This is a genomic window from Pseudomonas sp. MF09150, from assembly GCF_059862355.1.
In genome coordinates, this window is sequence record NZ_JCBCUS010000003.1 from 390,080 (window position 1) to 409,293 (window position 19,214).

The window sequence follows — 19,214 nt, forward strand, 5'->3', positions numbered from 1 at the left end:
CGAGTTACGGCGCTTTGGCAACGGCGGCAGGTGGGGTCCAGATCACATCCTTGATGCTCAACGGCTTGGGAATCAGCTTGAGCTGGTAGAAGCTGTCGGCGATTTTCTGCTGCGCGGCCACGACCTCGGGGGTCAGGAACAGCGCGCCGTAGCCCTGGCGCTTGACCGACGTCAGGGTGATGTCGGCGGGCAGGCCCAGCAGCGGCGACACCTGTTTGGTCACCTCCTCGGGGTTGGCCTTGGACCATTCACCGACTGCGCGCACTTCTTCCACCAGGGCCTTGATCACCTCAGGGTGTTGCTCGGCGTAGGGCTTGGTTGCCAGGTAGAACTGGTGGTTGTCGACGATGCCGCTGCCATCGCGCAGGGTGCGCGCTTGCAACTGTTGCTCGGCGGCGGCCTGGTACGGGTCCCAGATCACCCAGGCATCGACACTGCCGCGCTCGAAAGCGGCACGGGCATCGGCGGGTGGCAGGAAAATGGTCTGGATATCGCTGTATTTCAGACCTGCATCTTCCAGGGCCCGCACCAGCAGGTAATGCACGTTGGAGCCTTTGTTGAGCACCACCTTCTTGCCCTTGAGGTCCTGCACCGACTTGATCGGCGAGCCCTTGGGCACCAGGATCGCTTCGCTGGTCGGTGCCGGCGGCTCGTAAGCCACGTAGAGCAGATCGGCACCGGCGGCCTGGGCGAACACCGGCGGGGTTTCACCGGTCACACCGAAGTCGATCGAACCGACATTGAGCCCTTCAAGCAGCTGCGGGCCACCGGGGAACTCGGTCCACTGCACGTCGACGCCTTGCGCCGCCAGGCGTTTCTCCAGGGAACCCTTGGCCTTGAGCAGCACCAGGGTGCCGTATTTCTGATAACCGATACGCAGTCTTTCAGCCTGGGCTTGGGTGATGGCGCCGAAGGACACAGCCGCAACAAACAGAGCGACCAGACCGCGACGCAAAACTACAGGGCGCATGGCGCTCTCCTTTTGCTGTGGGGTTTTTGGCTGCACCTGCTTGGCCGTTAGCGGCTGAGTAAGGTGAGTACTGCAAAATTCGGGTAAGGCGGTTGCGGCTCAAATGCTCCAGCGAGCACTCAATAAACGTTCATTCAAGATATGCGGATCCAGCGGCTTGGGACGGCGCGCCATGGCGCTGTGGAACTGCTCCAGGGCCTCGCTCAGACGCTGCTCCAGAGCCGGCGCCAGTTGCGCCTGGGCACTGCCTTCGCCGTAAGCGATCTGGCTGTCCTCGGCAAAAATGCCGTGCAGCATTTCCTGGGCCTTGAGCGCCGACAGCACCGGCTTGAGCGCGTAATCCACTGCCAGCATGTGGGCGATGCTGCCACCCGTGGCCATTGGCAACACCACCTTGTGACTCAGGGCGCGTTCGGGCAGCAGATCGAGCACGGTCTTCAACGCGCCGGAGAACGACGCCTTGTACACCGGCGTGGCGATCAGCAAGCCGTCGGCCTGGTCGATCTGTTGCAACAGGTCGATCACTTTTGGGCTGTCGAAGCGGGCGTGCAGCAGATCTTCGGCCGGGAAGTCCCGTACCTGATAGCTGACAACTTCCACACCGTGCTGCTGCAACCAGCGCCTGGAGTGATCCAGCAGCACCCCGGAACGGGAGCGTTGGCTGGGACTTCCACCGAGTGAGACGACCAGCATGCAGAGGTTTCCTTGAGGGCTGAAAGCGATTCGCGGTTTGCGATCTCGCTGAATGAGACAGACCTTAACAGTCAATTTATATATCTATAAATCTTATTTTTTCATTTGTTTATTCTTAAAAAGAATATAAGAAGCAAAATCTTCCAGGCAAAAAAATAGGCCGTCGAGACGGCCTTAAACCCCTGCTTCATGATTCTGCAAAGCCCAGGGGGAGCGGGCATGGCAGCCCATAGTCGGTGGCCGGCGCCGCGGCTCCCCCAGGCGCGATTAACGATTGGGCTGTGGCGTCAGGCGCAGGTAGGGCTTCACTGCGCGGTAACCTTTAGGGAAGCGTTTCTTGATTTCGTCTTCGTCCTTGAGGGACGGCACGATCACCACTTCATCACCGTCCTGCCAGTTGGCGGGAGTCGCCACCTTGTAGTTGTCGGTGAGCTGCAGCGAGTCGATCACCCGCAGGATCTCGTGGAAATTGCGCCCGGTGCTGGCCGGGTAGGTAATGGTCAGGCGGATTTTCTTGTTCGGATCGATCACGAACAGCGAACGCACGGTCAGCGTGTCGTTGGCATTGGGGTGGATCAGGTCGTAGAGGTCGGACACCTTGCGATCGGCGTCGGCCAGGATCGGGAAGTTGACGATAGTGTTCTGGGTTTCGTTGATGTCCTCGATCCACTTGTGGTGCGAGTCCACCGGGTCCACCGACAGGGCAATGGCCTTGACCCCACGTTGGGCGAATTCGTCCTTGAGCTTGGCGGTAAAGCCCAGCTCCGTGGTGCACACCGGGGTGAAGTCCGCCGGGTGGGAAAACAGCACGCCCCAGCTGTCGCCGAGCCATTCGTGAAAACGGATCTTGCCGGCGCTGGAATCCTGCTCGAAATCGGGGGCGATGTCGCCCAGTCTTAGGCTCATGGGTGCTGCTCCTGTGAGTGCGGTATGCAGCTACTCTGCCTGCACTGGAGTTTATTTAAAAAGAATAAATATCGATTTATTCAGATCATAAAGGAATATTAAAAATCTATTCACTGGACCCACAGGCAGGCGAAGACCACCATTCTCATCAGGGTTCGAGAAGGCCTTGAGTGGTTGCAAAGAGGGGATTCGGGAAGGGCTCGCGGGGGTGGGCCCGACTTGAAACAGCACCACGCCCGGCATTGCGCCGGGCGTGGTATTAACGCGGTATTACAACAGCGGCAGCGAGTAACTGACGATCAGACGGTTTTCGTCCTGGTCGCGCTGGCCCGGTACATCGTTGCGCCACATGGCGTTTTTCCAGGTCAGACCCAGGTTTTTCAACGGGCCTTCCGGAATAACGTAGGCAACGGTCAGGTCGCGTTCCCATTCGGAGCGGCCGGAGCCTGCAACGGAACGGTTCGCCGCTACGGTGTCGATGTTATCGCCACGCAGGTAGATCACACCGGCGGTCAGGCCTGGTGCACCCAGCTTGGCGAAGTCGTAAGCGTAACGCGCCTGCCAGGTACGCTCGCCAGCGCGGTTGAACTTGGCGATCTGCATGTCAGTGGTCAGGTAAGCCGAAGCGCCGTCACCCTGGTTCAGGAACGGGAAGTCACTGCTGCCGTTGCTGACCTGGTAACCGCCACCGAAGGTATGACCGGCGACCGAGTACAGGAACAGGCCGCTGTACAGGTTGTTATCGACTTTGCCTTTACCGCTAGGCACACCGGAGTAGTTGCCGGAGGTGTAGTAGGCCGCTTCGTGGCCGTTGGCACCGTCGTCACGGCTATTGAAGTAACGCAGGTCGGACTTCAATACGCCAGGGCCGATCGCCCAGTTATGGGTCAGACCCAGGAAGTGCTGTTTGTAGAAGTCTTCCAGATTGCCGTAGTAGTACTGGGCAGTCAGGTCTTTGGTGATTTTGTAGTCACCACCACCGTAGTAGAACTTGTTGCTGAACTTGCCATTGCCAAAGTTGGAACCACCGTTGGCGCCCGCAATGGACAGGTTTTCATTGTTGCTGGAGTTACGACCTTTGGCTTTCTCGATCTGACCACCGACCAGAGTCAGGTCCTTGATGTCGTTGGAAGTGATCTGGCCGCCCTGGAAGGTTTGCGGCAGCAAACGACCATCGTTGGTCACGATAACCGGCAGTTTTGGCTGCAGGGTGCCGAGCTTGAGCTCGGTCTGGGAGATCTTGGCTTTGGCAGTCAGGCCCAGGCTGGAGAAGTCATCAACCGCTTCGCCGTTGGACTTGCTTGGGAACACGATGCCGCCATAGGAGCCGGAGTTGGCGCCGGAACGTGCGGTTGCACCGTTGGTGCCGCCACCGGAATCAAGTTTGACGCCGAGCAGACCAATGGCATCAATACCAAAACCGACAGTGCCTTGGGTGTAACCGGAAGTGAAGTTGAGCTGGAAGCCCTGACCCCATTCTTCGCTCTTGTTCACAGTGGCAGCAGAGTCACGGTTGTCTTGGTTGATATAGAAGTTACGCAGACCCAAAGTTGCCTTGCTGTCTTCGATAAAACCAGCGGCGCCTGCTTGCTGCGCCAAAACCCCTACGGCCACAGCCAGGGCCAAGGTGGACTTATTCATGTTTCGCTCCTCGTTTCTAATTTTTGTGGTTCTTTGGCCCTGGGTCGTACGCCCGGATCCACAGATGCGCGATTAGCGCCAGACCGTGACTGATAAGTCAATCGCAACTATCGGCGTCTACGACCATGGTCTAATCGTGCTGATTTGGTCCCTGCAGGGTAATGAATTCCTCATAAACCCAAAAAGAATTATTTCATTCTTTTTCATACCATTCAGGAATATGCCTTGGCGTGCCGTAAGCCAGCCGAGTCATCCACATCGGCTACCGAGCCAATTCCTTAATGGTATTTCCCATAAATGCTTAAGACCGATCTGATTTGGCGCAAGTAAATACGTCAAACCAGGTCAGAAAAGCGACGCCATCATGGCGAAGAGCTCATCCTCCCGTCAATTTGTTACAGTTTATGTGTCGAACAGACTTTTTTTTGCAACATTGCCGCTATACGCCTGACACATGCCGCTGCAGGACAGCGGCGAGTGCGCCCCCGCCGATACGGCGGGGACGAGCAGGATTTCAGAGTGCTTTTTCGAAGATTTTCGAGTTGCGCTGGTAGTTGTACAGCGAGGCCCGCGCCGATGGCAGGCGCTCGACACTGCTGGGCACAAAGCCGCGCTCGCGAAACCAGTGGGCGGTGCGCGTGGTCAGTACGAACAGGGTTTTCAGCCCTTGAGCCCGGGCCCGGGTTTCAATCCTTTCCAACAGTTCATCGCCGCGACGGCCGTGGCGGTACTCGGGGTTCACCGCCAGGCACGCCAACTCGCCGGCATCGGAGTCGGCGATCTGATACAGCGCCGCGCAGGCAATGATCATCCCTTCGCGCTCGACCACGCTGAACTGCTCGATTTCACGCTCCAGCACTTCCCGCGAGCGGCGCACCAGAATCCCCTGTTCTTCCAGCGGGCTGATCAGATCCAGCAAACCGCCGACATCCTCGATGGCTGCCTCGCGCACCAGCTCGAACTGCTCCTGGGCCACCAGGGTGCCGCCGCCGTCGCGGGTGAAAAGCTCGGTCAGCAGCGCACCATCTTCGGCGTAGCTGACGATATGGCTGCGCCCCACGCCACCGCGACAGGCTTCGGCAGCGGCATCCAGCAGTTCGGCCTGGTAATTGGCCCCCAGGCGCTGCAAGTGCGCGGGCACCTGTTGCGGCCGCAGCTCGCGCACCAGCTTGCCGTTTTCGTCGATCAGCCCGCGGTCGGCGCCAAACAGCAGCAACTTGTCGGCCGCCAGGTCGATGGCGGCGCGGGTGGCGACGTCTTCGCAGGCGAGGTTGAAGATCTCCCCGGTCGGCGAGTAACCCAGGGGCGACAGCAGCACGATCGAGCGCTCGTCCAGCAGGCGGTTGATGCCCTTGCGGTCGACCCGCCGCACTTCACCGGTGTGGTGGAAGTCCACGCCTTCGAGCACGCCGATCGGCCGCGCCGTCACCAGGTTGCCGCTGGCGACCCGCAGGCGCGAGCCCTGCATCGGCGACGAGGCCATGTCCATGGACAAGCGCGCCTCGATGGCAATCCGCAGATGGCCGACCGCATCGATCACGCACTCCAGGGTCGCGGCATCGGTAATGCGCAGGCCGTGGTGGTAATGGGGGGTCAGGCCTCGCGCAGCCAGGCGGGTTTCAATCTGCGGCCGCGAACCGTGCACCAGCACCAGGCGCACGCCCAGGCTGTGCAACAGCACCAGGTCGTGGACGATATTGCCGAAGTTGGGGTGATCAACCCCATCGCCGGGCAACATGACGACGAAGGTGCAATCGCGGTGGGCGTTGATGTAAGGAGAAGCGTGACGAAGCCAATTGACGTATTCGGGCATGAACCTGAGCCTTAATAAAAAGCAGCCTATAAAAGGGTGAAACAGAGAACGCACATCGGGCTGATGGTTATCGTCGGAACAGGCTTGGCGACACGCTGACTCTCCTTATAGGTACGGACCTGGGCACCGGCGCTTTACTGGGGTTGGGCCGGCGTCAGGCAATAATGTTCGATCAGTTCACGTAATAGATGCACGGTAGGCTGCAAGCGTGACATTTCGAGGTACTCCCCCGGTTGATGCGCACAGGCGATGTCGCCAGGGCCCAGTACCAGGGTCTCGCAGCCAAGGCGCTGAAGATAAGGCGCTTCGGTGCCAAACGCCACCGCTTCGGCGCGATGCCCGGTCAGTCGTTCGGCCACCCGCACCAGTTCGGCATCTTCCGCCTGTTCAAAGGGCGGCACTTCGGGGAACAGTGGCGCGTAGTCGATCTTCACCTGATGGCGCTCGGCCAGGGGTTCCAGTTTCTGCCGGATGGCCGCGCGCAGCATCTGCGGGTCCATGCCCGGCAAAGGCCGCAGGTCGAATTCCAGGGAACACTGGCCGCAAATCCGATTGGGGTTGTCGCCGCCGTGGATGCAACCGAAGTTCATGGTTGGCTGCGGCACACTGAATTGCGGGTTGCGAAATTCGCGCTGCCAGGCCAGTCGCAGGCCGCGCAGCTCGCCGATGGCGTCATGCATCGCCTCCAGCGCGCTGTGGCCCAGGCGCGGGTCAGAGGAGTGCCCGCTCTGCCCGAGGATGTCGATGCGTTCCATCATCACCCCCTTGTGCAGGCGGATCGGCTTGAGCCCGGTGGGCTCACCGATCACCGCAGCGCGGCCCAGTGGTCGACCGGCTTCGGCCAAGGCGCGGGCCCCGGCCATGGAGCTTTCCTCGTCACAGGTGGCCAGAATCAGCAGCGGTTGCTTGAACGGCTGGTCCAGCAGCGGCTGGACCGCCTCGATCACCAGGGCAAAAAAGCCCTTCATGTCACAGCTGCCCAGGCCGATCCAGCGCCCGTCGACTTCGGTCAGTTTCAAGGGGTCGGTCTGCCACAAGGCTTCGTCGAATGGCACCGTATCGCTATGACCTGCCAGGACCAGCCCGCCCGGGCCGCTGCCGAAGCTGGCCAGCAAGTTGAACTTGCCGGGGCTGACCTGCTGAATATCACAGGCAAACCCCAGGTCACCGAGCCAGGCGGCAAGCAGATCGATCACCGCACGATTGGATTGATCCAGCGCCGCCTGGGTGCAACTGACGGACGGTGCGGCAATCAGCGCGGCGAACTGGTCTTTCATGGACGGCAATGGCATGCGCTGGCTCCCGACGGCAAAGATGAGGCTCATCATAGAGCCATCTTGCGACAGGAATAAACCGGCGCGGCACCTCCAGGCGCCTTGTCCTGTACACTGCACGGCCTTGGCAGCCACACATTCCCCTGGCTGCGCTCCCGATTCTGGATTTTCCGGCCATGCAGAAAGAAACTGAAATCAAACTCCGCGTCAGCCGCGAAACCCTCGCCGCCTTGCGCGAGCACCCGCTGCTGAAAAAACGCAACAAAAGTGGCTGGGAACGCCGTGAGCTGATGAACCAGTACTTCGACACCCCAGAGCGTGACCTGGCCCAGGCCAAGGTCGCCCTGCGCCTGCGTCGCGATGGCGAAGAAGTGATTCAGACCCTCAAAACCCGTGGCCACAGCGTTGCCGGTCTGTCCGAGCGCAATGAATACGACTGGCACCTGGCCAAACCCAAGCTCGACGTGAAAAAGCTCGACGGCGAATGCTGGCCCGAAGAACTGGCCGAGCTGGACAAAAAGACCCTCAAGCCAATCTTCACCACCGATTTCGTCCGCGAACGCGCGGAAATCGCCTGGGGCCGCGGCAAGGCCAAAGTAGTGATCGAGGCCGCCCTGGACCTGGGCCACGTGGTTGCTGGCAAGCAGAAGGAAGAAATCTGCGAGCTGGAACTGGAACTGCGCGAAGGTGAACCGGCCGCGCTGCTGGAGCTGGCCGCAGAACTGGCGGCGACCCTGGCCCTGATGCCGTGCGATATCAGCAAGGCCGAGCGCGGCTATCGCCTGTTCGATGCCAACAGCTACACGCTGAGCCTGCCGGCACCGGAGTTCAGCGCCGAAACCGCACTGGATGACGCCTTTGCCGCCCTGACCTGGCACCTGCTGGGCAGCAGCCAGCGCCTGGCCGAACAGTATCGCTTCAACGGCCACTGGCGCCTGCTGCAGGACTGGGTGGAAAACCTCGCCGAACTGCGCGCCCTGCTCAGCAGCCTGGGCCAGGCCGCACCGCGCCAGTCCACCGCCGAACTGCGCAGCGCCCTCGACGCCCTGCTTGAAGACTGGCGCCCACTGGTGCAAGCCGGCCTGGAAGACGAAGACGTGCGCAAGGCAGCGCCGGAGCAGTTCATCGAAGAACTGGAAGACGTGCGCTGGGGCCTGTTCTCGCTGAACACTTCGCGCTGGTTGCTGGCCCGCAGTTGGACCACCGAGCGCAACACCCGTGGCAACCGCCAGGGCGCCGCGCAACTGGGCAACTGGCTGCCGCGCCTGCTGGCCGACGAGGCCGTGGCCCTGCAACTGCCGCGCTATCAGCAACAGCCTGAAGACCTGGCTGAACAGTTGCCGCGTATCGAACGGATCCAGGCCTGGCTGCACCACGCCCGCAACGTCCTGGACATCCCGGAGCTGGACCGCCTGTACGGCGAACTGAACAAGCTGGTGCAACTGGCCAACGAGCCCATCAGCGATGAAGTGCTCGACGCGCGCAAACAGCAAGCCATCACTGTGTTCCAGAGCCGTGCCTGGAAAACCCTGCTGCGCCTGTAACCTGCTCCTCACCGGCAAGCCTGCGGGCCTGTCGGTGAGCGCACCGCCCTAGAGTTTCAGCGCAGCACCGGCAAACTCGTCGTCGACTTGATTTCGGACAAGGCGACGATCGAGTTCACCTCCTGGATTCCCGGCACCATCGACAGCTTCTCGAAGAAAAACCGCTCATAGGCTTCAATATCGGCGGTGACGATGCGCAGCAGGAAATCCACCGCCCCCATCAGCACATAACACTCCAGCACTTCGGGAAAGCCGCGAATCGCCTCGGTGAACTCCGTAAAGTTGGAGCGCCCGTGGGCGTTGAGTTTGACCTCGGCGAAGATCTGCGTGTTGAGGCCGATTTTCTTGCGATCGAGCAAGGTCACCTGGGCGCGAATCACCCCCTCCTCTTTCATCCGCTGAATCCTGCGCCAGCATGGCGACTGGGACAGCCCGACCTGCTCGGCGATCTGCGCGCTGGACAGCGAGGCGTCCTCCTGCAGCAAGGCGAGAATCCGGCGGTCATAAGCGTCAAGCTCGCTGTGCATAGATATTCCTTAAATAGGCATATACAAGAAATGAACAATTCATTATTCGCGCAATCACGCTCATCTTAGATAAGAAATACCCGGGACCCCATGTAAAAATTTCTCCACTGATCTGGAGAACGCCATGCCCCACCTCGAAGCCGTAAACCGTGAACCTTGCCGTGCCGATGTGTGGAGCCGCGCCAACAGCCACTGCCAGGTGCGCTATCAATTGAGCGCGGAAGCCGAAGCCGACGTGCTGTGCCGGGTGCTCAACCATTTCGCCTTGCAGAGCCTGGTGCCGCAGCAGGTTGCAGTGCTGCAACGGGACGGCCAGTTACACATCGAGGTGGCGCTCGACGGTCTGAGCTGGCACCGGGCCGGAGTGATTGCGGAAAAACTTCGTAACCTGATCAGCGTGGAATCGGTAACGCTCGAGCCCATCGAGCTTTCCCGCCTGCACGCGGCGGGCTGACAGGCTGCCGGCAAAACCCTGCAACCCTTGGACGACGGGCCGTCGGTTACCCGGGACTATTCTTGGCAATTCGCGGTCAGAGGCGCACACCTTGAAACCGCTTGGTGCCCGAATGCCCCCAAGGAGCCCGAATGCCTGTTTCCCGCGTTACCCAGGACCGCTGGCTGGACCTCAATGATGTGCTGCGCGACCTGCTCAGCCAGGGCCTGCTCAACCAGGACTCGGCCGAACGCGCACTGAGCAGCCGGCGCAACGCCGCCAACAGCCAGCTGCACCCTCTGGAATTTCTGGCCGGCCAGCAACTCGATGATCAGCGTCGCCCCGGACGCAGCCTGGACCTGGAAAGCCTGACCCTGTGGCTGGCACAACGCGCGGGCCAGCCCTACCTGCGAATCGACCCGCTGAAAATCGATGTCGCCAGCATCACGCCGCTGATGTCCTACGCCTTTGCCCAGCGCCACCAGATTCTCGCGGTGGCCATCGACCCCCATGGGGTCACCGTGGCCAGCGCCCAGCCTGATGTGAACGCCTGGGAAGCCGACCTGGCCCATGTCCTGAAACTGCCCATCAAGCGTGTCGTGGCCAACCCGGCGGATATCCAGCGATTCACCCAGGAGTTCTACCGCCTGGCCAAGTCGGTCAGCGGCGCCAACACCGAACGCAAGATGCACAGCCTGGGCAACTTCGAACAACTGCTCAACCTCGGCGCCAGTGACCAGCAGCCCGACGCCAACGACGCCCATATCGTCAATATTGTCGACTGGCTGTTCCAGTACGCCTTCCAGCAGCGCGCCAGCGATATCCATATCGAGCCCCGCCGCGAGCAGGGCACGGTGCGCTTTCGCATCGACGGGATACTGCACAACGTCTACCAGTTCCCGCCCCACGTCACCGTGGCCATCGTCAGCCGCCTGAAGAGCCTGGGGCGAATGAACGTCGCGGAAAAACGCAAACCCCAGGATGGCCGGGTCAAGACCAAGACCCCGGATGGCGCTGAAGTGGAACTGCGCCTGTCGACCCTGCCCACCGCGTTTGGCGAAAAAATGGTGATGCGCATCTTCGACCCGCAGGTGTTGCTCAAGGACTTCGACCAGCTCGGCTTCGGCGCCGAGGACCTGCTGCGCTGGCAGGACATGACCCGCCAGCCCAACGGCATCATCCTGGTCACCGGCCCCACTGGCTCGGGCAAGACCACCACCCTGTACACCACCCTCAAGCAACTGGCGACGTCCGAGGTCAACCTGTGCACCATCGAGGACCCGATCGAGATGGTCGAGCCGGCGTTCAACCAGATGCAGGTCCAGCACAATATCGACCTGACCTTTGCCAGCGGCGTGCGCGCCCTGATGCGCCAGGACCCGGACATCATCATGATTGGTGAAATTCGCGATCTGGAAACAGCGGAAATGGCGATCCAGGCCGCGCTCACCGGACACCTGGTGCTGTCCACGGCACACACCAACGATGCCCCTGGCGCCATCAACCGGCTGCTGGAACTCGGCGTGCCCCATTACCTGATCAAGGCCACGGTGTTGGGGGTCATGGCCCAACGCCTGGTACGCACCCTGTGCCCGCACTGCAAGGCGCCCCAGAAGCTGGGCGCAGATGACTGGCAGGCCCTGACCCACCCCCGGCAATTGCCCCTGCCCGAACATGCCTGCCGCGCCGTTGGCTGTGCGGAATGCCGGGACACCGGCTACCACGGGCGGGCCGGGGTGTACGAGATCATGCAGATGAGCGACAGCCTCAAGGCCCTGATCAGCCGCGACACCGACCTCCTGGCCTTGCGCCGCCAGGCGGCCAGGGACGGCATGCGCAGCTTGCGCCTATCGGGCGCGCAGAAGGTCGCTGCCGGCCTGACCACCCTGGAGGAGGTGTTGCGCGTCACACCGCAAAGCGAGCAGCCCTAGCCCCCGAACTCCTCCCAGTCGATGACCCCGACCTTGTCATTGGGCTGGATATCCAGCACCGCGCCATCGGCACGCTGCTGCAGAATGGAACGCCCCACGGACAGCTTCTTGCGGGTCTGATGGTTAACCGCGGTGGACTCGCGGGTCGGGCTGAACAGCAGGCGGTCCGGGGTTTCCTGGCGGACCCGCATGCCTGCCGGGTAATGCCATTCCCCGAGCTGCACCGGCTGGGCCAGGACACCCGACCATTGGCGTAACTGTTGGTTTTCATCCAGGTCCAGGGTCAGCGACAGGAACTGCATGCCCTGGTAGGCCACGGGACGCGGCACCTCGCCGTCGGTGCGCACGATAAAGCCGGAGGACTCGTGGAACACCTGGCTGCCCGCGGGCCAGGTGACATCGGCCAAGCGGGCATCCGGGCTCATGTGGCATTCATCGAAGCGCCAGCGGCTGGGAAAGGTCCGGTCTTCGACGGTGCGGTCAAAGCTGACCCAGCCGCCACCCTTGCAGGGCCAGCCGGCGATCTGTTGGTCGCCCACCAGCAACAGTTTTGAAAAGTAGTAATGCGGCGGCATGTCTATTTCGCTGACCTGCAGGCCCAGCACCGACTGCGGCGTCTTGAACGTCGCATAATCGACGCTTTGCAGGCCCGACAGCTGCGACTCCCCCTTCCAGTCCACCGGGTCCAGGGTATCGAGCTTGACCAGGGTCCCGGCCGGGAAGTGCAGTTCGTCCAGTTGCAGATCCGCCTGCAACCGCGGGTTCAGCGCCTGGGTCCGCTCTTGTTGCGCGACGGAAAGGGCCACCATACCCCACACAAACTTGAGCCCCAGGCCGACGAAAAACAGCATGGCCAGGGTCAGGGGCACGTGCAGCCACAGGCGTTTTCGCAGTCGCTGGCGTTTTTCCGGGTGGCGCAGCGCCATGACCAGGGACACCAACCCTGCCGCGCTGGCGCCGCAGAGGATCAGCAACAGGTACAGGTACATGAACGCGATGGGGCTGGGGCCGAAAATCAAAGGTGAACATCCGTGCTCTGGCAGAAGCCGCGCATCGTGCCAAATTTTCCCCGGCGGGCATACCGCTGGATCACACGCCGGGCAGTTGAAACACGCACTCGCCGGCCAAACACCCACCACAGGTCGAAAACCTTCTTCCCATGCCACGGAACTCCTTCAGGTCGTCTGTAATCAAATTGTTCAGATACCCCCAGTCGGAGTCACCCACCATGCGTCTAAAAATAGCTGTCGCGACACTTGCCTTGCTCTCCCTTCCTGTCGGTTCGGCAATGGCCGACAGCTTCTGGCGTAACGTCATTTCCTCCGGTGCCACCACCGGTTCCACCTACCTGACCTTCAAGGATCACAAACTGATCGTTGCGGCGCAGGACGACGCGGGCAGTTTCGTTGCCAGCGACGGCGGGATCCGTGGCCCGTACCTGGAAGCCGCCATGCAGAAAGTCCGGGCCGATAACCCGGGCCTGCAGGCGACGGACATGGAACTGGCCAACGCCATCCTGGCCAAAAACGCGGTCGCGCAAGAGTGATCGCGGTTGTGAGATAAAAGTTGTGAGATAAAAAATGCCGCTCCCATGAGCGGCATTTTTTTGCCTGTTTTTTGATCAGTCCGCCCTCAGCGATAGGCATCCACCGGCACGCAAGCGCAAAACAGGTTGCGATCGCCATAGACGTTATCGACCCGATTCACTGTCGGCCAGTACTTGTGGCTGCGGGTATGGGCGCTGGGCAGCACCGCCTGTTGAATGCTGTAGGGCCGCTCCCAGACTCCGGTGATATCGGCCAGGGTATGGGGCGCACCCTTGAGCGGGTTGTCGTCGGCTGGCCAGTGGCCGTCCTGGACCTGGGCGATCTCCGCGCGAATACTCAGCATCGCCTCGATAAACCGATCCAGCTCGGCCTTGGACTCGCTCTCCGTGGGTTCGACCATCAGGGTTCCCGGCACCGGAAAGGACATGGTCGGCGCATGAAAGCCGTAATCCATCAGGCGCTTGGCCACGTCCTCCTCGCTGATTCCGGTCTGGGCCTTGAGCGGTCGCAGGTCGAGGATGCATTCATGGGCCACCCGCCCATTGCGCCCGCTGTAGAGCACCGCAAAGGCCCCGCTCAACTGCTCCGCCAGGTAATTGGCCGCCAGGATCGCCACCTCGCTGGCATCCACCAATTGCGGGCCCATCATCGCGATGTACATCCAACTGATGGGCAAGATGCTCGCGCTGCCCCAGGGCGCCGCGCTGACCGCATCGTTGCCTGGCAACGGCCCCTCCAGCGGCACCACCGGATGATTGGCGACAAACGGCGCCAAGTGCGCCCGCACGCCGATCGGCCCCATGCCCGGGCCACCGCCGCCATGGGGAATGCAAAAGGTCTTGTGCAGGTTCATGTGGGAGACATCGGCGCCGATATCCGCCGGCCGGGCCAGGCCGACCTGGGCATTGAGGTTGGCTCCGTCCATGTACACCTGGCCGCCATGGCTGTGGATAACTTCGCAGATTTCGCGCATGCCCTCCTCGTACACGCCATGGGTCGATGGATAGGTCGCCATCAGGCAGGCCAGGTGCTCGCCGGCGGCCTGGGCCTTGGCCTTGAGGTCTTCAAGGTCGACGTTGCCCGCAGCGTCGCATTCGACAATCACCACCTGCATCCCGGCCATCTGCGCCGAAGCCGGGTTGGTGCCGTGGGCCGAGGCTGGAATCAGGCAGATATCACGCCCCGCCTGCTGCCGGCTGGCGTGGTACTTACTGATCGCCAGCAACCCGGCGTACTCGCCCTGGGCCCCGGAGTTGGGTTGCATGCAGATGGCATCGAAACCGGTGATCGCACACAGCCAGCGCTGCAATTCGTCGATCATCAGCCCATAGCCCACCGCCTGCTCCAGGGGAGCAAAGGGATGCAGGTTGGCAAATTGCGGCCAGGTGATGGGGATCATCTCGCTGCTGGCGTTGAGCTTCATGGTGCAGGAGCCGAGCGGGATCATCGACTGGTTGAGCGCCAGGTCCTTGTTTTCCAGCTGCTTGAGGTAGCGCAGCATCCGGGTTTCGCTGTGGTGCGCGTTAAACACCGGGTGGGTCAGGTAGCGGCTGCTGCGCAGCAGCTCGGGGGGGATTCCACCGGGCAGCGCCTGGGCATCGAGTTCGGCCACCTGCAACCCGTGGTCGGCCCCCAGGAACAGGTCGAACAAGCGGGCCACGGTGCTTTCGTCGCAGCCCTCATCCAGGCTCAGGCCCAATTTCCCGCGCCCGAGAATCCGCAGGTTGATCTGCGCCGCCTTGGCGCTTTCGATGATCGCCGTCTGGCTCCCGCCCACCTCCAGGGTCAGGGTGTCGAAAAAATGCCGATTGAGCCGGGTGATGCCATGGCGCTCCAGCCCAGCGGCCAGGATGCAGGTCAGCCGGTGCACCCGTTGGGCAATGCGTTTGAGGCCCTCGGGCCCGTGATACACCGCGTAGAAACCGGCGATATTGGCCAGCAGCACCTGGGCCGTGCAGATATTGGAATTGGCCTTCTCGCGACGGATATGTTGCTCGCGGGTTTGCAGGGCCATGCGCAGGGCCACATTGCCCCGGGCGTCCCGCGACACGCCGATGATCCGGCCCGGCATGGCTCGCTTGTACTCGTCACGGCAGGCAAAAAAGGCCGCATGGGGACCGCCGTACCCCATAGGCACGCCAAAGCGCTGGGATGAGCCGAGCACCACGTCGGCCCCCTGCTCGCCCGGCGGCGTCAACAGCAGCAGGCTGAGCAGATCGGTGGCGACACAGGCCAGGGCATGCTGCCCGTGCAGGTGGTCGATCAGCGGACGCAGGTCGCGTATCTCGCCATGGGTGTCCGGGTATTGCAGCAAGGCCCCGAACACCTGCTGCCCTGGCAAGTTATCCACAGCGTCGACCACCAGCTCGAAACCAAACCCTTCGGCCCGGGTGCGAACCACGGAAATCGTCTGCGGGTGGCAGTTATGGTCGACAAAGAAGCGGTTGCTGGTGGATTTGGCGACCCGCCGGGCCAAGGCCATGGCTTCGGCCGCCGCAGTGGCTTCATCCAGCAGCGAGGCATTGGCCAGCTCCAGGCCAGTCAGGTCGATAGTCAGTTGCTGAAAATTGAGCAGGGCCTCAAGCCGGCCCTGGGCGATTTCCGGTTGGTAGGGGGTGTAAGCGGTGTACCAGCCGGGGTTCTCCAGCACGTTACGCAGAATCACCCCCGGGGTCAGAGTGGCGTGGTAGCCCATGCCGATCAGGCTGGTCCAGACCTGGTTCTGCTCGGCGTAGCCACGCAACTTGGCCAGGGCCGCCTCTTCGTCCAGGGCTGGCGGCAGTGCCAGCGCTCCCTTGAAGCGAATCCCCGGCGGCACTGTCTGCTCGATCAGCTCGGTCCGGCTGCCCAGCCCCAGGCTGTCGAGCATCGCCTGCTGCTCGGCGGCATCGGGCCCCAGGTGGCGGCGTAAAAAAGCGTTCGGATCGCGCAATTGGCTCAAGGACGGCAACTGGGACATGACGGGCTCTCTCTTAAGTGGCGCTCAACGTCGATGCAACACGGTCAAGCCAGCATAGCAGCCGCTTTCGGGCGTCGACGCGCTGGCGCCGTCGCCGAATCGGTACCATTATGCTGGGCGTCAGCGCGCCAGCCTCGGCGCGCACCCTGCCTGTTTCTACCCTCTGCTTACCGGGTGCACCCTCGTCATGAGCCAACTGCCTTTCCTGCCGTTTTCCAAACCCACCATCGATGAAGCCACCATCGCCGCTGTCGGCGACGTCCTGCGCTCGGGCTGGATCACCAGCGGGCCCAAGGTCCAGGCCTTCGAAGCCCAGCTCTCGGAGTTCTTCGGCGGACGCCCGGTGCGCACCTTCAACTCCGGCACCTGCACCATGGAGATCGCCCTGCGAATCGCCGGCATCGGCCCCGGCGACGAAGTCATCACCACCCCGATCTCCTGGGTGGCCACGGCCAACGTGATTCTGGAAGTCGGCGCCACTCCGGTATTTGCCGATATCGACCCGATCACCCGCAACCTCGACCTGGCCCAGGTGGAGGCGGCGATCACCCCCCGCACCAAAGCCATCATCCCGGTGTATCTGGCCGGGTTACCGGTGGACATGACGCGCCTCTACGCCCTGGCGCGCAAGCACGGCCTGCGGGTGGTGGAAGACGCCGCCCAGGCCCTGGGTTCGAGCTGGGACGGCCAGCGCATCGGCGCCAGCGGTGACTTTGTGTCATTCAGCTTCCAGGCCAACAAAAACGTCACCTCGTCCGAGGGCGGCTGCATGGTGCTGAACACCCCCGAAGAAGTGCGCCTGGCCGAGAAGTACCGCCTGCAAGGCGTCACCCGCAACGGTTTCGACGGGCTGGATGTGGATGTCCTGGGCGGCAAGTTCAATATGACCGACGTCGCCGCCGCCATCGGCCTGGGGCAGTTCGCCCATATCGAACACATCACCACCCATCGCCGTGAACTGGCCCGCTACTACTTCGACTGCTTCGGCAGCGATTTCGAGGCCACCTACGGCGCCCAACTGCCGCCGGCGGACTTCAGCAACAGCAACTGGCACCTGTTCCAGCTGGTGCTGCCTGAACGCCGGGACGGCAAGCCCGCCCGCGCCAGTTTTATGGAGCAGATGCAGGAACGCGGCATCGGGATCGGCTATCACTACCCGCCCATCCACCTGCTGAGCCTGTACCGCAAACTCGGCTTCAAGGAGGGCATGTTCCCGGTGGCGGAACGGGTCGGGCGCCTGATCGTTTCGCTGCCGATGTTCACCAGCATGAGCAAAAGCGACGTCGAGCGCTCGGTGGCGGCGGTCAAGGCCGTGCTGAAAGACGCCTGATACGGCGCCCATAAAAAAGCCTCGAATGATCGAGGCTTTTTCTTTCCAAGGGCTTACTCGCCGATGGCGGCCTTGTAGCCGGCAGCGTCCAGCAGCTTATCCAGATCTGCGGCATTGCTTGGCTTGAGCTTGAAGATCCAGGCGCCATACGGGTCGCTGTTGAGCAGCTCGGGGCTGGCGCTCAGCTCTTCGTTGATGGCAATCACTTCGCCCGCCACCGGTGCGTAGATATCGGAAGCCGCCTTGACCGACTCCACCACGCCCGCCTGATCCCCTGCACCGAACACGGTGCCGACTTCGGTCAGCTCGACGAATACCACGTCGCCCAAGGCTTCCTGAGCGTGGTCGCTAATACCCACGGTCACGCTGCCATCGGCTTCCACACGGGCCCATTCATGACTTTCGGCAAAACGCAGGTCGGCAGGGATATCGCTCATATTCTGTGTCCTCAAGAAGAAATGTCAGCGGCTAACTGCCCGCCGGAAAAAGTTAGATCAGGGTTTTGCCATGGCGTACGAAGGTCGGCTTGACCACTCGAACCGGGTACCACTTGCCACGGATTTCCACTTCTGCACGGTCGGCGGTGGCCATCGGCACCCGCGCCAGTGCGATCGATTTGCTCAGCGTAGGGGAGAAACTACCACTGGTGATCTCACCTTCGCCAACATCTGTGATGCGAACCACCTGGTGCGCTCGCAAAACACCGCGTTCTTCCAGGACCAGGCCCACCAGCTTCTGCTTCACTCCGCCCGCCCGCTCGGCTTCCAGTGCGGTGCGACCGATGAATTTGCGTGAGGCCGGCTCCCAGGCAATGCTCCAGGCCATGTTGGCCGCCAGGGGCGACACGTCCTGGTGAATGTCCTGGCCGTACAGGTTCATCCCGGCCTCGAGACGCAAGGTATCGCGGGCGCCAAGGCCGATAGGGGAAATGCCTGCGCCCACCAGGTCGTTGAAGAATGCCGGGGCCTGATCGGCCGGAAACATGATTTCCAGGCCATCCTCGCCGGTATAGCCGGTACGGGCGATAAACCAGTCACCGTCGAAACGGCCTTCGAATGGCTTGAGCTGGTGGATCAACGCGCCACGGGCCTGGGTCACCAGTTCGGCGATCTTATGCCGCGCCTGGGGGCCCTGGATGGCGAGCAACGCCAGGTCCGAGCGTTCGCGCAACTGCACCTGGAACGCCCCCAGCTGCGCCTGCATCCAGGCGATGTCCTGGTCGCGAGTGGCGGCGTTGACCACCAGCCGGTAACCGTCTTCGGTGCGGTAGACCAGCATATCGTCGACGATGCCGCCACGTTCGTTGAGCATGGTGCTGTACAAAGCCTGCCCGGGGCTTTGCAGGCGCTCGACATCATTGGCCAGCAGATACTGGAGCCAGGCCTTGGCCTGGGGGCCGCTGATGTCGATCACGGTCATATGGGATACATCGAAAACACCGCAGTCACGGCGCACCTCATGGTGCTCCTCGACTTGCGAGCCGTAATGCAGAGGCATGTCCCAACCGCCAAAATCGACCATCTTCGCGCCAAGGGCGAGGTGAAAGTCATACAGAGGCGTGCGCTGTCCCATGGGTTTCTCCTTCCGGGCGTGGCGAAGGTGCGGACCGCCGCTGCACGAGTGAAAGCCTTGAAATAGATGGCTTT

The 19,214-nt window shown here is 62.0% G+C and carries 16 protein-coding genes; 5 read left to right on the forward strand and 11 right to left on the reverse strand.

Going from position 1 to position 19,214, the window contains the following annotated elements; all coding sequences use genetic code 11:
• Positions 1-4 precede the first annotated feature (4 nt).
• From AC19YX_RS14680 to argE, 6 genes are all read right to left on the reverse strand, one after another.
• A complete protein-coding gene (locus AC19YX_RS14680; protein WP_500606518.1) occupies positions 5-970 on the reverse strand; it encodes a sulfonate ABC transporter substrate-binding protein in 966 nt (321 codons plus the stop codon).
• 99 nt (positions 971-1,069) lie between these two features.
• Positions 1,070-1,663 (reverse strand): NADPH-dependent FMN reductase, encoded by a 594-nt coding sequence (gene ssuE, locus AC19YX_RS14685; RefSeq protein ID WP_020295903.1) that lies wholly within the window; start codon positions 1,661-1,663, stop codon positions 1,070-1,072.
• A gap of 267 nt (positions 1,664-1,930) precedes the next feature.
• The gene (locus AC19YX_RS14690) at positions 1,931-2,569 is read right to left on the reverse strand and encodes a peroxiredoxin (RefSeq protein ID WP_020295904.1); all 639 of its coding nucleotides are present in this window, start codon (positions 2,567-2,569) and stop codon (positions 1,931-1,933) included.
• Positions 2,570-2,839: 270 nt separating this feature from the next.
• Positions 2,840-4,210, reverse strand: a complete 1,371-nt coding sequence (locus tag AC19YX_RS14695; protein WP_201128471.1) for an OprD family porin — start codon at positions 4,208-4,210, stop codon at positions 2,840-2,842.
• A 514-nt stretch (positions 4,211-4,724) separates the two neighbouring features.
• Positions 4,725-6,023, reverse strand: coding sequence for an amino-acid N-acetyltransferase (gene argA / locus AC19YX_RS14700; protein ID WP_020295906.1), 1,299 nt, complete (start codon positions 6,021-6,023; stop codon positions 4,725-4,727).
• 134 nt (positions 6,024-6,157) lie between these two features.
• Positions 6,158-7,315 (reverse strand): acetylornithine deacetylase, encoded by a 1,158-nt coding sequence (gene argE, locus AC19YX_RS14705; RefSeq protein ID WP_020295907.1) that lies wholly within the window; start codon positions 7,313-7,315, stop codon positions 6,158-6,160.
• 158 nt (positions 7,316-7,473) lie between these two features.
• On the opposite strand from argE, the gene AC19YX_RS14710 reads away from it, so the two are divergent.
• Positions 7,474-8,841 (forward strand): CYTH domain-containing protein, encoded by a 1,368-nt coding sequence (locus tag AC19YX_RS14710; RefSeq protein WP_500606519.1) that lies wholly within the window; start codon positions 7,474-7,476, stop codon positions 8,839-8,841.
• A 56-nt stretch (positions 8,842-8,897) separates the two neighbouring features.
• Here the strand turns inward: AC19YX_RS14710 and AC19YX_RS14715 are convergent, their stop codons facing one another.
• A complete protein-coding gene (locus tag AC19YX_RS14715; protein ID WP_020295909.1) occupies positions 8,898-9,368 on the reverse strand; it encodes an Lrp/AsnC family transcriptional regulator in 471 nt (156 codons plus the stop codon).
• Positions 9,369-9,492: 124 nt separating this feature from the next.
• Between AC19YX_RS14715 and AC19YX_RS14720 the strand changes: the two genes are divergently transcribed.
• Both AC19YX_RS14720 and tfpB read left to right on the forward strand, forming a co-directional pair.
• Positions 9,493-9,822, forward strand: coding sequence for an ACT-like domain-containing protein (locus tag AC19YX_RS14720; protein WP_201128478.1), 330 nt, complete (start codon positions 9,493-9,495; stop codon positions 9,820-9,822).
• A 131-nt stretch (positions 9,823-9,953) separates the two neighbouring features.
• Positions 9,954-11,732, forward strand: coding sequence for a type IV pilus assembly ATPase TfpB (gene tfpB / locus AC19YX_RS14725; protein ID WP_201128485.1), 1,779 nt, complete (start codon positions 9,954-9,956; stop codon positions 11,730-11,732).
• Here the strand turns inward: tfpB and AC19YX_RS14730 are convergent.
• Positions 11,729-12,751, reverse strand: coding sequence for a hypothetical protein (locus AC19YX_RS14730; protein ID WP_500606520.1), 1,023 nt, complete (start codon positions 12,749-12,751; stop codon positions 11,729-11,731). The two genes, tfpB and AC19YX_RS14730, sit on opposite strands and share 4 nt — an antisense overlap.
• Before the next feature lie 209 nt (positions 12,752-12,960).
• Here AC19YX_RS14730 and AC19YX_RS14735 point away from each other — a divergent pair, with 209 nt between their 5' ends.
• On the forward strand, positions 12,961-13,278 hold the full coding sequence (locus AC19YX_RS14735) for a DUF2388 domain-containing protein (RefSeq protein WP_020295913.1): 318 nt from the start codon (positions 12,961-12,963) through the stop codon (positions 13,276-13,278).
• Between the two features lie 86 nt (positions 13,279-13,364).
• Here the strand turns inward: AC19YX_RS14735 and gcvP are convergent, their stop codons facing one another.
• On the reverse strand, positions 13,365-16,238 hold the full coding sequence (gene gcvP, locus AC19YX_RS14740; protein WP_500606521.1) for an aminomethyl-transferring glycine dehydrogenase: 2,874 nt from the start codon (positions 16,236-16,238) through the stop codon (positions 13,365-13,367).
• Positions 16,239-16,425: 187 nt separating this feature from the next.
• Here gcvP and AC19YX_RS14745 point away from each other — a divergent pair, with 187 nt between their 5' ends.
• Complete coding sequence (locus tag AC19YX_RS14745; protein ID WP_500606522.1) at positions 16,426-17,568, forward strand: DegT/DnrJ/EryC1/StrS family aminotransferase; 1,143 nt, start codon at positions 16,426-16,428, stop codon at positions 17,566-17,568.
• A gap of 53 nt (positions 17,569-17,621) precedes the next feature.
• Here AC19YX_RS14745 and gcvH read toward each other — a convergent pair whose 3' ends face one another.
• A complete protein-coding gene (gene gcvH, locus AC19YX_RS14750) occupies positions 17,622-18,005 on the reverse strand; it encodes a glycine cleavage system protein GcvH (RefSeq protein WP_020295916.1) in 384 nt (127 codons plus the stop codon).
• Positions 18,006-18,057: 52 nt separating this feature from the next.
• Positions 18,058-19,140, reverse strand: a complete 1,083-nt coding sequence (gene gcvT, locus AC19YX_RS14755; protein ID WP_500606523.1) for a glycine cleavage system aminomethyltransferase GcvT — start codon at positions 19,138-19,140, stop codon at positions 18,058-18,060.
• Between the last annotated feature and the right edge of the window lie 74 nt (positions 19,141-19,214).

Coding starts and splice junctions, on each gene's coding strand:
- AC19YX_RS14680 (WP_500606518.1), bottom strand. CDS start 970: ATGCGCCCTGTAGTTTTGCGTCGCGGTCTGGTCGCTCTGTTTGTTGCG.
- ssuE (WP_020295903.1), bottom strand. CDS start 1,663: ATGCTGGTCGTCTCACTCGGTGGAAGTCCCAGCCAACGCTCCCGTTCC.
- AC19YX_RS14690 (WP_020295904.1), bottom strand. CDS start 2,569: ATGAGCCTAAGACTGGGCGACATCGCCCCCGATTTCGAGCAGGATTCC.
- AC19YX_RS14695 (WP_201128471.1), bottom strand. CDS start 4,210: ATGAATAAGTCCACCTTGGCCCTGGCTGTGGCCGTAGGGGTTTTGGCG.
- argA (WP_020295906.1), bottom strand. CDS start 6,023: ATGCCCGAATACGTCAATTGGCTTCGTCACGCTTCTCCTTACATCAAC.
- argE (WP_020295907.1), bottom strand. CDS start 7,315: ATGCCATTGCCGTCCATGAAAGACCAGTTCGCCGCGCTGATTGCCGCA.
- AC19YX_RS14710 (WP_500606519.1), top strand. CDS start 7,474: ATGCAGAAAGAAACTGAAATCAAACTCCGCGTCAGCCGCGAAACCCTC.
- AC19YX_RS14715 (WP_020295909.1), bottom strand. CDS start 9,368: ATGCACAGCGAGCTTGACGCTTATGACCGCCGGATTCTCGCCTTGCTG.
- AC19YX_RS14720 (WP_201128478.1), top strand. CDS start 9,493: ATGCCCCACCTCGAAGCCGTAAACCGTGAACCTTGCCGTGCCGATGTG.
- tfpB (WP_201128485.1), top strand. CDS start 9,954: ATGCCTGTTTCCCGCGTTACCCAGGACCGCTGGCTGGACCTCAATGAT.
- AC19YX_RS14735 (WP_020295913.1), top strand. CDS start 12,961: ATGCGTCTAAAAATAGCTGTCGCGACACTTGCCTTGCTCTCCCTTCCT.
- gcvP (WP_500606521.1), bottom strand. CDS start 16,238: ATGTCCCAGTTGCCGTCCTTGAGCCAATTGCGCGATCCGAACGCTTTT.
- AC19YX_RS14745 (WP_500606522.1), top strand. CDS start 16,426: ATGAGCCAACTGCCTTTCCTGCCGTTTTCCAAACCCACCATCGATGAA.
- gcvH (WP_020295916.1), bottom strand. CDS start 18,005: ATGAGCGATATCCCTGCCGACCTGCGTTTTGCCGAAAGTCATGAATGG.
- gcvT (WP_500606523.1), bottom strand. CDS start 19,140: ATGGGACAGCGCACGCCTCTGTATGACTTTCACCTCGCCCTTGGCGCG.